This window comes from Psychroflexus salinarum (assembly GCF_042677225.1).
GTDB lineage: Bacteria > Bacteroidota > Bacteroidia > Flavobacteriales > Flavobacteriaceae > Psychroflexus > Psychroflexus salinarum.
Genome location: NZ_JBHTIV010000009.1, coordinates 38520 through 50671 on the forward strand (window position 1 = coordinate 38520; position 12152 = coordinate 50671).

General features: G+C 33.3%; 13 protein-coding genes and 3 tRNA genes. 7 read left to right on the top strand and 9 right to left on the bottom strand.

All coding sequences use genetic code 11. The features are described 5' to 3' along the window. Positions 1-2 precede the first annotated feature (2 nt). Positions 3-503, top strand: coding sequence for a phosphoribosyltransferase family protein (locus ACFQ0R_RS08065; RefSeq protein ID WP_379657870.1), 501 nt, complete (start codon positions 3-5; stop codon positions 501-503). 5 nt (positions 504-508) lie between these two features. Here the strand turns inward: ACFQ0R_RS08065 and ACFQ0R_RS08070 are convergent, their stop codons facing one another. Further along, positions 509-1030: a shikimate kinase gene (locus ACFQ0R_RS08070; protein WP_379657871.1), complete on the bottom strand. Its 522-nt coding sequence runs from the start codon at positions 1028-1030 to the stop codon at positions 509-511. Positions 1031-1134: 104 nt separating this feature from the next. Between ACFQ0R_RS08070 and ACFQ0R_RS08075 the strand changes: the two genes are divergently transcribed. The 5 genes from ACFQ0R_RS08075 to ACFQ0R_RS08095 all read left to right on the top strand — a co-directional run bounded on the left by ACFQ0R_RS08075 (position 1135) and on the right by ACFQ0R_RS08095 (position 3328). After that, a tRNA-Lys gene (locus tag ACFQ0R_RS08075) sits at positions 1135-1207 on the top strand. Positions 1208-1243: 36 nt separating this feature from the next. After that, positions 1244-1316 (top strand) — tRNA-Lys (locus tag ACFQ0R_RS08080). 95 nt (positions 1317-1411) lie between these two features. After that, positions 1412-1495 (top strand) — tRNA-Leu (locus tag ACFQ0R_RS08085). Positions 1496-1793: 298 nt separating this feature from the next. After that, positions 1794-2480 (top strand): SDR family NAD(P)-dependent oxidoreductase, encoded by a 687-nt coding sequence (locus ACFQ0R_RS08090; protein WP_379657872.1) that lies wholly within the window; start codon positions 1794-1796, stop codon positions 2478-2480. A gap of 77 nt (positions 2481-2557) precedes the next feature. Beyond that, a complete protein-coding gene (locus ACFQ0R_RS08095; protein ID WP_379657873.1) occupies positions 2558-3328 on the top strand; it encodes a class I SAM-dependent methyltransferase in 771 nt (256 codons plus the stop codon). Here ACFQ0R_RS08095 and ACFQ0R_RS08100 read toward each other — a convergent pair. The 8 genes from ACFQ0R_RS08100 to ACFQ0R_RS08135 form a co-directional block, all read right to left on the bottom strand. Further along, positions 3325-4326: an FAD:protein FMN transferase gene (locus ACFQ0R_RS08100; RefSeq protein ID WP_379657874.1), complete on the bottom strand. Its 1002-nt coding sequence runs from the start codon at positions 4324-4326 to the stop codon at positions 3325-3327. The two genes, ACFQ0R_RS08095 and ACFQ0R_RS08100, sit on opposite strands and share 4 nt — an antisense overlap. Next, entirely contained in the window at positions 4323-4682 is a 360-nt protein-coding gene (locus tag ACFQ0R_RS08105) for a Na(+)-translocating NADH-quinone reductase subunit F (RefSeq protein ID WP_379657875.1), read from the bottom strand. Before ACFQ0R_RS08105 ends, ACFQ0R_RS08100 begins: the two co-directional genes overlap by 4 nt. 61 nt (positions 4683-4743) lie before the next feature. Further along, positions 4744-6033 carry an NADH:ubiquinone reductase (Na(+)-transporting) subunit F gene (gene nqrF, locus ACFQ0R_RS08110; protein ID WP_379657876.1) on the bottom strand — a complete coding sequence of 430 codons (1290 nt, stop codon included), beginning with the start codon at positions 6031-6033 and terminating at the stop codon, positions 4744-4746. Between the two features lie 12 nt (positions 6034-6045). Next, positions 6046-6660 carry an NADH:ubiquinone reductase (Na(+)-transporting) subunit E gene (gene nqrE / locus ACFQ0R_RS08115; protein WP_379657877.1) on the bottom strand — a complete coding sequence of 205 codons (615 nt, stop codon included), beginning with the start codon at positions 6658-6660 and terminating at the stop codon, positions 6046-6048. A 13-nt stretch (positions 6661-6673) separates the two neighbouring features. After that, entirely contained in the window at positions 6674-7423 is a 750-nt protein-coding gene (locus tag ACFQ0R_RS08120; protein WP_379657878.1) for an NADH:ubiquinone reductase (Na(+)-transporting) subunit D, read from the bottom strand. A 2-nt stretch (positions 7424-7425) separates the two neighbouring features. Beyond that, entirely contained in the window at positions 7426-8151 is a 726-nt protein-coding gene (nqrC, locus tag ACFQ0R_RS08125) for an NADH:ubiquinone reductase (Na(+)-transporting) subunit C (RefSeq protein ID WP_379657879.1), read from the bottom strand. Between the two features lies 1 nt (position 8152). Next, on the bottom strand, positions 8153-9325 hold the full coding sequence (locus ACFQ0R_RS08130) for an NADH:ubiquinone reductase (Na(+)-transporting) subunit B (RefSeq protein ID WP_379657880.1): 1173 nt from the start codon (positions 9323-9325) through the stop codon (positions 8153-8155). Positions 9326-9338: 13 nt separating this feature from the next. Then, on the bottom strand, positions 9339-10682 hold the full coding sequence (locus ACFQ0R_RS08135) for a Na(+)-translocating NADH-quinone reductase subunit A (protein ID WP_379657881.1): 1344 nt from the start codon (positions 10680-10682) through the stop codon (positions 9339-9341). Positions 10683-10789: 107 nt separating this feature from the next. Between ACFQ0R_RS08135 and ACFQ0R_RS08140 the strand changes: the two genes are divergently transcribed. After that, complete coding sequence (locus ACFQ0R_RS08140; RefSeq protein WP_379657882.1) at positions 10790-12079, top strand: type IX secretion system plug protein; 1290 nt, start codon at positions 10790-10792, stop codon at positions 12077-12079. Positions 12080-12152 lie beyond the last annotated feature (73 nt).

Here is a 12152-nt window from a genome sequence, read left to right on the forward strand (position 1 = left end):
AAATGGAACCAGAACCAACATTAATTTTATCAAAACAAGATATCGAAATTAAAATCAAGCGCATATCACTTCAAATACTTGAAGCATGCTTAGATGATGAAACTATCGTGATTGCAGGAATAGATAAAAATGGCTTCAAAATGGCCGAGTTGATTTTAGACAATCTCAATAAACTGTCTCAACAAAATATAGTCCTCGCTAAGGTGAAAATAGACAAAAAGAATCCACTCAATACTGTAGAGGTTTCTTTAACTCCATCGGAGTATGAAAATAAAAGCGTTATTCTAGTTGATGATGTATTAAATACAGGTTCTACACTCATGTTTGCAGCCAAACATTTTCTTGATGTTCCTTTAAGACAGTTTAAAACAGCTGTTTTAGTAGATAGAAACCACAAAAAATATCCTATTAAAGCAGACTTTAAGGGGATATCGTTATCAACTTCATTAAATGAAAGGGTTAAAGTAGACTTCAAAACCCCGGCAAATGCAAAATTGATTTAAGTATTCTAGTTGATTAGGTCTTGTAATTCACTTAAACTCTCGTCTACAGTCTTATCTGATAAATCTAAAACATAATCCGCAAGGAAATAAAACTGCTGACGTTCAAATAGATGTTTTCTTACAAACTCTTCAAATTCAGACTTATCTTTATAGTGAGATATGAGTGGACGAGAAGATCGCTGCTGAAATAATTTACTTACAAGTTCATCTAGTTGTATTTTTAAATAAACGGAAGTGACATCTTGATTATCAATAATCTCCTGCATGTTATTCGCGTAAACTGGAGTCCCTCCCCCTAAGGATAATACAATATCTTCATCTTTTTCAAGAACCTCCTTCAAACATTGAGATTCTAATTTTCTAAAGTAAATTTCTCCTTTAATTTTGAATATTTTTGGAATACTCATGTCCTCTTTATTCTCAATATAAGAATCTAAGTCAATAAAGTTGAATTTAAAAGAATCAGCCAAAACCCGCCCAAGTGTTGACTTTCCTACTCCCATATATCCCAATAAAACTACTTTCATAAGCTTGTACTTTGAACAAATTAAAAATGTTTCAAATTTAATTTATTTTTGCTTGAAATAACAAAGGAAGATATTATATTTGCACCCGCAAAAAGACGCATTAAGATCTGGTAGCTCAGTTGGTAGAGCATCTCCCTTTTAAGGAGAGGGTCCTGGGTTCGAGCCCCAGCCAGATCACTTTTTTTTATTTGAAAAAGTTCTTAAACATTTTCCGATCTGGTAGCTCAGTTGGTAGAGCATCTCCCTTTTAAGGAGAGGGTCCTGGGTTCGAGCCCCAGCCAGATCACTTTTTGTAAAAAATCTCAATCCTTATATATCTTTTATACCTGATTTTCAATTTTAATTGAAAATTAAAATAATAGTTATATTTGTTCACTTAATGCCCAGGTGCTGGAACTGGTAGACAGGCATGGTTGAGGGCCATGTGTCCTTTAGGGCGTGCGGGTTCGACTCCCGCTCTGGGCACTTTTTTTATTCCTTTATTATTCTTCGTATCATTTTTTCCAAAATTTTCTTTCTCTTAAGTCAAAATCTTTTATCAGTTTTTGAATTTTAGTAACTTACTATATTGAACTAGCTAAATAAAACCTACCCTAATCCTATAAGCTGAATTATGAAAAATCAGATCTAGGGGAGAGTAAAATGACTTTAGAATAAATACCTTTACACTTAATATGGTGTAATACCATTTTTTTTTAAGTTGAATTAATATCACTGGAAATTGTTTTCAGAATTGAATATAATTTCCATTAAAATCTATTAAATGATTGATATAAAAAATAAAAATGCTCTAGTCACAGGCTCTAGCCGAGGTATCGGACAGCAAATAGTGCTTGGACTAGCAGCTAAGGGTTGTCATGTTATTGTACATGGTAGAAAACGAGAAAATTGTAATAAAACATTGGAGCTTCTTAAGCAATACGATGTAAAAGTATATTGCGTTTTTGGTGAGTTATCAGAAGAAAAAAGCATAGATAACGTGATAAAACAGGTAAAAGACTTAGACATCAACATAGACATCTTATATAACAATGCTGCAATAATGACGAGTTATAAAGAAGATTTCTGGAGTCATAGCTGGGAGGAATGGATGGAAAGTATGAAAACCAATGTTTTGAGTGTTTACAAGCTTAGTAGTGCTTTTATCCCTGCCATGATAGAAAATGGCTTCGGCAGAATTGTAAATTTGGTTTCTGGAATTAAAGATCAACCCGAATTATTGCCATATAGTGTTTCAAAATGGGCTGCATCTAAAATAACTATTGACCTCGCAGTAAAACTAGAAGAAACTGGTGTAAGAATTAATTCCTTGGACCCTCAATGGATATCGACAGACTTAGGTGGTGAATTTGCAGACCATTCTGTCGAAGAAGTTTTACCAGGTGCCCTAAAACCAGTTTTGATAAGTGATGATGGTCCAAATGGCGAAACCTTCTCAGCAATTAACTAAAGTAATTTATACCAATAGTTGGTTTGATCTCAGATTAAATTTTGAATTATCATAAATAAAACTTTTATTAAATCATTTTGAAAAAACCCTTTCAAGTATTACTCAATTTATTTCCTAGACCTTTTTTAATTCGAGTAAGTCTATTTTTAAAGCCATTATTGGTCTTATTATACAGAGGTAATAAGCATAAGGATCCAATTGATGGAAAAACGTTTTCTAAGTTTTTACCTTACGGTTATGAGAAGAAAAGAAAAAACGTCTTAAGCCCGTCCACTTTATCACTTGAAAGACACCGCTTATTATGGCTTTATCTTCAAAAGAAAACTGATTTCTTTACTAGCAAACAAAAAGTTCTTCATTTCGCTCCAGAACAAGCTTTTTACAAACGATTCAAAAGTCTTTCAAACCTAAATTATACAACTACCGACCTAAACTCACCTATTGCAGATGTTAAGGCGGATATTTGTGATTTACCTTTTAATGATAATAAGTTTGATACCATAATTTGCAATCATGTGCTAGAGCATATTAAGGATGACACGAAAGCCATGCAAGAGCTTTACAGAGTTCTTAAGCCAGGCGGCATGGCTATACTACAAATTCCACAAGATCTCAATAGAGAAACCACCTTTGAAGATAATTCGATCGTGGATCCTAAGGAAAGAGCAAGAATTTTTGGACAATATGACCACCTAAGAATTTACGGCAAAGATTACTTTAAAAAATTGAGAGCAATAGGTTTTGAAGTCGAAGAAGTTGATTTTACTTCTGAATTAGATGAATCTCAAATTGATTACTATCGCATACAACAGGGTGAAATTATTCCTGTCTGCTTTAAACCCCATTAAAATTCCTCAACTGAGTCTTGTAGATCTTCAGAGATAAATGTCTTCTGATTTCCATCCTTTTCAGAATAAATAAAAATCACCTTCAAAACATCATTTGTTTGAAGAAATTCAACTGATTTTTTATAGCCCATTGCCATGAATGCAGTAGCAAAAGCATCGGCATCTGTACAGGAATCAACTATTACAGATGCAGATAAAATATCAGACTTTTGAGATTTACCGGTTTTGGGGTTAATAGTATGGACGTACTTTTGGCCAGTTGTAGAATCTACTCTAAATTTTCTATAGTTTCCTGATGTGGCCAATGATTGATCGTATAAATTAACTCCATACTTCAATTCTCTTGAACCATCTTCTAGAGGTAATTCGATTCCTATTTTCCATGGATTTTGATTATCTAAATTTTGCCCCTTAACAGAAACTTCACCTCCTATTTCAATTAAGTAATTCTTAGAGCCTTTTGTCTCGACAAAATCTGCGAAGACATCGACAGTATAACCTTTGGCGATAGCATTAAAATCAATATATGAAGTAGAAGTATCAAATTCTATTTTTGAACTCTCAGTCAGTTCGATCTTGTCAAAACCTATAAGTTGATGAAGGGAGTCAATTTCTATATCAGTTACTCTGTCTGGATAACCTGCAGGGCCAAAACCGTAAGCATTTACAAGCAATCCTACGCTAGGGTCAAAAAAGCCATCAGTGACTTCGTAGATTCGTTTAGAAGCTTTGAATACATTACGGAAATGATTATCAACTACAATCGAGGTATCTCCTGAATTAATTTTAGAAATGTCTGAATTTTCCATATAAGTGCTCATGGAAGAGTTAATAACATTCAAAATAGAGTCAATTTCTATTGATCTAATTGTCTTATCAGAAAAATATTTAATTGAATAAGTAGTTCCTAAAGCATTTCCTCGTAACGTTTTAACCTCAGTTGAATCATTGCAAGATGTCAAAATTAGAAAACTTATGAATAATATAATGTATTTCATTTTATTTCAATTAAACCTGAGTAATTTAAAACGTAATCTTCTTCGGAATCTACAGGAAGTTCGTAACTAATGGAATTTGCAATCCCTACACCAGCATAAAAAGTTTTTGCTTCAAAACTTACTCCATGTTTAGCAACTTTTTGCAAAAGCTCTTCATTATACAAAACAGGATTTTCTGGATATTTCACAGCTCTTACCACAACAAAAATTAACTTTTTATCCTTCGTGGCCACAAACTGTGGATTTTTTGATTTTTTACTATTCACAGCTAAAAATTCATATCCCATCTCTTCTAAATCCTTACCTACGACGTTCATAGCGAGATTATGAAGCTGTTGTTCTGTTAGTAGTCCCATTTTATTAGATATAAAAAAACCCAAACAATAATTTGTTTGGGTTTGATTTAGTCATTAGTTCTTATCCGCCGAAATCATCAAATCTAATATTTTCATCAGGAATACCGAAATCTTCACCCATTTTTTGAACGGCTTGGTTCATCAATGGAGGTCCGCAAAAATATAATTCAATATCTTCTGGTTCTTCATGATAGTTTAGATAATTATCTATTACACATTGGTGAATGAAACCAACAAAACCATCACCTTCCCCGTCAATGCCATCTTTCACTTTCCAGTTATCTTCTTCTTGAGGCTCAGATAAGGCTAGATAAAATTTAAAGTTTGGAAAATCTTTTTCTAAAGCTCTGAAGTGATCTGTATAAAATAACTCACGCTTAGATCTACCACCATACCAGAATGTAACTTTTCTACCTGTCTGCAAGGTTCTGAAAAGGTGATATAAATGTGAACGCATTGGAGCCATACCAGCACCACCACCAACATAAAGCATCTCTGCCTCACTTTCATTAATAAAGAATTCTCCGTAAGGACCTGAAATTGTTACTTTGTCACCTGCTTTACATCCAAATATGTAAGAAGATGCAACACCAGGATTAACATCCATCCAATCGCCCTTAGATTTATCGAAAGGAGGAGTAGCGATACGAACATTTAACATGACTCGCTTACCTTCTGCAGGATAGGAAGCCATAGAATATGCTCTTTCTACAGTTTCAGTATTTTTCATTACGAGTGGCCATAATTTAAATGTGTCCCACTCTGTTTTAAATTTGTCTTTTTCATCAGGATGCTCTTCTGGATGAGCAGTAATATCCATATCCTCGAACTTCACTTCACATGGAGGTACTTCAATCTGAATGTACCCACCAGCTTTGTAATCCATATCTTCAGGAATTTCAACAATAAATTCCTTAATAAAAGACGCTACATTATAGTTAGAAACCACTGTAGCTTCCCATTTCTTAATTCCAAAGACTTCCTCAGGAATTTCAATCGTCATGTCTTGCTTTACTTTTACTTGACAACCAAGTCTCCAGCCTTCAGCAATCTCTTTTCTGGTAAAGTGAGGTTCTTCTGTTGGTAATATAGCTCCTCCACCATCTTTCACAATACATTTACATTGGATACATGTTCCACCACCTCCACATGCAGAAGGTAAAAACAATTTGTTATCACTCAATGTATTAAGTAAAGTTGAACCAGAATCAACTTCTAAATCTTTCTCATCATTTACATTAATCTTAACTGGTCCCGAAGGTGATAATTTTGATTTTGCAGTCAATAAAATAACTACCAACAACAAAATTAAAGTTAAGAATACTGCAACACTCGCTAATATAACTGTCATAATCCTCTGTGTTTATAATTTAATTCCCATAAAACTCATAAATCCAATCGCCATCAATCCTGTGATAATAAATGTGATACCAAGACCCTTTAGAGGTGCTGGAACATTGGAATAAGCAATTTTCTCTCTTATTGCAGCAATAGCAAGTATAGCTAAAAACCAACCTATGCCACTACCAAGGCCATAAACGACCGCGCCTTCAATACCGCTAAAATCTTTTTGTTGCATAAATAATGAACCCCCTAAAATAGCACAGTTCACAGCAATAAGAGGTAAAAATATACCTAATGATCCATATAATGCAGGGGCAAATTTCTCAACAATCATTTCGACCAATTGAACCATTGATGCAATAACAGCTATAAACATAATAAAGCTAAGAAAGCTTAAATCCACATCTGCAAATTGAGGCCCAAGCCAAGCTAAAGCTCCAGACTGAAGCAAATAATTATCCAAAAGATAATTTACTGGAACTGTAATTAACAATACAAAAATTACTGCTAATCCAAGTCCAACTGCAGTTTTAACTGTTTTTGATACTGCCAAATAGGAACACATGCCTAGAAAATAGGCAAAAATCATATTTTCTATGAAAATACTTTTAACAAATAAGTTTACTAAATCCATCTATGAGGTTTATTTAATTTTCTTCGATTAATTTTCTATTTCTAGCTCTTTGTATCCAAATTAGGACTCCAACAACTATAAGCGCCATTGGTGATAATAGGAAAAAGCCATTATCCTCGTAACCTAATGCATACAAACCAGTTGATTCTGCCATTGTAACACCTTTATGACCTAGTATTTCGTATCCTAACAATTTACCAGAACCAAATAATTCTCTAAAGAATGCGACAATTATAAGAATAAGTCCGTAGCCAGCTGCGTTACCAATACCATCTAAAAACGATTTATATACCCCGTTACCCAAGGCAAATGCTTCTAAACGACCCATAATTATACAGTTCGTAATAATCAAACCAATGAAAATAGATAACTGTTTACTTACGTCAAAAGCGTAAGCCTTTAAAATTTGGTCAACTAATATTACCATAGACGCAACAACTACAAGTTGCACAATAATTCTAATTCGACTTGGAATTGAATTTCTCAGAATCGATATAATAACATTACTAAATGCCATTACGAATACAACTGCTAAGGACATTACAATCGCCGGCTTAAGTTGAACTGTAATTGCTAGTGCAGAACAAATACCTAAGACTTGAACTGTTATAGGATTATTGTCGTCTAAAGGATCCTTTAGTATTTTTCGATTAGCCTTTGATAAGAAATGTTCCTTCTCTTCAGAACTTGACAAAAAAAGCAACATTTCACTTTTTTTCTTTTCTTCTTCAGTTTGAGGCTTTTGATTTGTTTCTAAGCTCATAATTATCTTGTTACAACTTTAATTTCTTGACGCTTTTTGAAGTAAGGCAAATAATTTTTTAACCTTTTTTCTATCATTTCAGAAACACCATCACTTGTAATCGTAGCTCCTGAAATTGAATCAACTTTATTATCATCCTTGTCATTACCGCCGCTATATCCTTTAACGACGTTTACACCAACAAGATCTCCATCATTGTTAAATATTTTCTCATCAGTAAAACGCTGCTGAAACCAATCTGTAGTAATCTCTGCACCGAGACCAGCTGTTTCACCTTTGTGATCAAACACAACACCTTTCACAGTATTTGCGTCATCTTTAAGAGCTATATATCCCCAGATGGCATCCCAAAGGCCATTACCTCTCAATGGAGCTATATAAAACTCAGAACCCTCATAGTTGGCAATATAAAGTGGATAAGTTTGTTCATCTTCTGGCTTAGAAAGTTCTTTTGCCAAGTTAACATCAAACGCAACAACACCTTCTTTTTCTTCGCCTTCGTGATTTAAAGCTAATTGTTGAGTAATGTGTTTGTTAAATAACTCTTCTGCACTATCTCTATCTACATCGATACCAATCGTAGATAAAATGTTTTGCATTTTTTCTTTACGTACATTCTCTTTCTGCAAAGGACTTAATGTTGTTGCTGTGAATGAAAGTGTCACCGCTACAACTACAACCATCGCTATTGCAAAGATAAACGTGTATGCATTACTATTTTTATTCATTTTAAGCTGTTTTTACTGATTTCATTTCTAGACGTTTCTTTCTTTTCTTAATATTGCCTTCAATCACGTAATAATCTATAGTTGGAGCAAAAACATTAAGTAACAATATAGATAGCATAATTCCTTCTGGATATGCTGGATTTAATGTTCTAATTAAGATAGCTATTAAACCAATAAGAACACCGTAAATCCATTTACCTTTCATGGTTTGAGCTGCACTTACAGGATCTGTTGCCATAAAAACAATTCCAAAAGCAAATCCACCAACTATTAAATGGTTATACCAAGGAAAATTAGTTAACCCATTCCCTTCTACTCCCATTGCTGGCAAAGCGTTTAACAGCAGTCCCATTGCCGCAGCACCAATTATACCACTTAAAATGATTCTCCAGTCACCAACTTTAGTCAAAATCAAAATTAAAGCTCCTGCAACAATACAAAGGGTTGAAGTCTCAGCAATGGATCCTGGAATAACTCCTGTAAACATTTCTGCAGCATTGTAAGTAACCTCCTTATTGGCAGCAAGTGAACCTAAAATTGTTTCACCTGAAATACCATCCACATTAGAAGCCTCACTTACCCATATTTTATTTCCGGACATATAAGTTGGATAAGCAAAAAATGCAAATGCTCTAGCGGTTAAAGCTGGGTTAAGGATATTCATCCCCGTACCTCCAAAAGCCTCTTTACCGATCAAAACGGCAAAAATAACTGATAATGCTACCATCCATAGCGGTATATCTATTGGCATAATCATAGGTATAAGCAAACCAGTTACTAAATAACCTTCATTTACCTCGTGTCCTCTCATTATAGCAAAAGCAAATTCCAATCCCAAACCTACAGCATAGGATACTACAATCATTGGAACTATTTTATAAGCTCCATGTAAAAATGCTTCAAGAAAAGCTGGATTTTCACCAAGCTGAGTGTAATGCTGATAACCAGCATTCCACATTCCAAAAATCAATGCAGGGATCAAAGCCAGCACAACTGTTATCATCGTCCTCTTCAAATCTACAGCATCTCTAATATGTGCACCTTTCTTTGTTGTGTGATCCGGAACAAATAAAAATGTATCAAGCGCATTAATTGCTGGTCGATATTTTTCTAATTTATTTCCAGGCTCAAAAGGCTCCTTAATTTGATCAATTTTCTGTCTAATCCAATTCATAGTTGTTATAAATTTATCCTACTTCAGTTATCATTATGTCTAAGCCGTTGCGTATAATTTCTTGCGCTTCAATTTTAGATGTATTTGTATATTCTACTAATGCGAAGTCCTCAGGAACAACCTCATAGATTCCTAAATTCTCCATCTTCTCAATATCTCCAGCCATGCAAGCCTTAATAAGTTGCATAGGTAATATATCCAACGGCATAACTTCTTCCATTTCTCCTGTTACAACAAGAGCTCTTTCTTCACCATTCAAATTTGTATTTACATCATACTTCTTATTTGGAAATAACCAAGACAATGAAGTTTTTGATGCTGAATGAATGTCGTTATCCTTGAAAGGAACCCAGCCAAACATTCTATACTCATTACCCTCCGGAATAACAGTTAACGTATTTGAAAAGAAATTAATATAACCATCATTTTCAACTTTTTCGCCAGTCAAAACGTTTCCACTGATAATCCTAGAATTACTCTCATAATCTTTTAGGATTGAAGAAACTTCAGCCCCAATTATAGTTTTAAAATATTTTCTGTTTTTTGCCGCAGAACCTGTTACTACAACTGTTCTTTCAGCATTGAATTTCCCAGTTTTAAATTGCTCACCAATGATTGCAACATCTTCAGGGTTGATCGTCCAAACACGCTCTCCCCTATTCATTGGTTCAGTTTCGTGAATCAAAGTACCTACATTACCTGCCGGATGCGGCCCTGTTATAGTTATTAGCTCAACATTTTCTATGTCTTTTAAAACACTAGCTGACTGTTTATCAACACCTAAATAAACTTTGCCACCAGTAAGTTTTGTAAGCGCATTGATACCATTTTGAAAATATTCAATTTTATCTTTCAACACCACCTCGTAAGACGCTGACAAAGGCGCTGTATCATAAGCTGAAATATAAATAGCTTTTGGCGTATCTTCAGCATTAGCAGGAATATCGTAAGGTCTTTGATTTAAAAAAACACCTAATCCTGTTGAAAAAATTCTCTCCTTAACATCTGAAGAGTTTGATTCCAAAGGATTCATTTTACCAAAATCTTTGTATTCTATTTCTTCATCTGCCTCAATAACAACATCTAAAATCTTTCTTTTAGCTCCACGTTTAATTTCTTTTAGTGTACCACTAACAGGAGAAACGACTCTTGTTTTTTCTGAATATTTTGAGAAAAAAACTTCATCACCTGCTTTAAGTTTTGCACCCTCTTTCAAAACCATCTTAGGTACCAAAGAGTGAAAATTTGAAGGCCTCAAAGCTACAGTTTTCGATTTCTGTGCTTTTTCAATCGAATTTTCGGCTTCACCTTTTAGATTCAGCTTTAAACCCTTTTTAATTTTTACGTCTATGGGCATGTTTAAATAAAATTTTATTTTGGTTTGCAAATTTAATAATTTAACTTACATTCTTAAAGCAAACAAATCTTATAGTTTCATTATTTATACTTAATCTAAATAACTAAATGACTTCACTAAAATTAGGGCTTAACATTATTATCAACAAGTTCACCTTCATTATTTTAATAACTTTCATAAGTTCTTCATTACAAGGTCAGCAAGTTTATGAGACATTACCTCCAAATTTTATCAAAACCATAGAATTTTTTGGTTCAACCGATAAATTTAGTGGCACTCCTATTATATCAATTAACGAAACATTGAATCTAAAATTTGATGATTTAACTGCAGCTGAAAATGATTATTACTATGAAATTGAGCATTATAATTTTGACTGGACACGATCTAAACTTTCAAAAAATGAATATTTAGAAGGCTTCGATAACATTAGACTATTTGATTTCAGAAACTCTTTCACCACACTTCAGCCTTATACACACTACCAATTAAGCTTACCCAACGAGAATACAAGACGCTTTAAAGTAAGTGGTAATTACATGCTTTATATCTATAATACTGATAAACAGCTACTGTTTTCTAGAAAATTTATTGTTTACGAAAATTTAGTAAATGTTGATCTAACCATCAGAAGATCAAGAGACCTCGAAGTTATAGATAAAAAACAGGTTGTAAATTTTGAAATAGGAAGAGAAGATTTCTTTTTTAGAAATCCTGAACAGACTGTAAAAACTGTTGTTGTTCAAAATAATGATTTTAGCACAGCAATTTATAATTTGAAACCCCAGTTTACTCAAGGGAATACACTCATATATAGATATAACGATGAATCCTCATTTTGGGGCGGTAATGAATATCTAAATTTTGATAATAAGGATATTAGACAAGGAACTTCAAGAGTAGAACGTGTAGAATTGAATGACTTATATAATTCATATTTATTTCCAGATTTTGTCAGATATGGCAGAGCTTACACTTTCAATCCAGATATAAATGGGGCTTTTAAAATAAATTCTATCCAGGGTAGCGATATTGATATTGAATCTGAATATGCTAGAGTTCATTTTACATTACAAAATTTTAAAAAATTAAATGGCGGTGAAGTTCACCTTTACGGCAGATTTAATAATTATGTATTGGACGATACTACACTAATGAAACCCAGTAAAACTCAACAAAATATTCTAACAAATGAACTTTTACTTAAGCAAGGTTTTTATAATTATAAATATGTTTTTCTTGATAAAAACGGGGACTTTATAGAAGGGTTCATAAGTGGAAATCATGACATTACAGAAAACGATTACCAAGTCATTGTTTATTATAGAGATGTAGGCGCTAGATTTGATAGAGTAATTGGAACTGGCTTTGGAAATGGTGAAAATATCATTAATTAAGTCTTCTTAACAGGTATTAATAAAAGCTTATCATCATAAACTTTTAAAATGTTATATAAGTTTTATATTTACA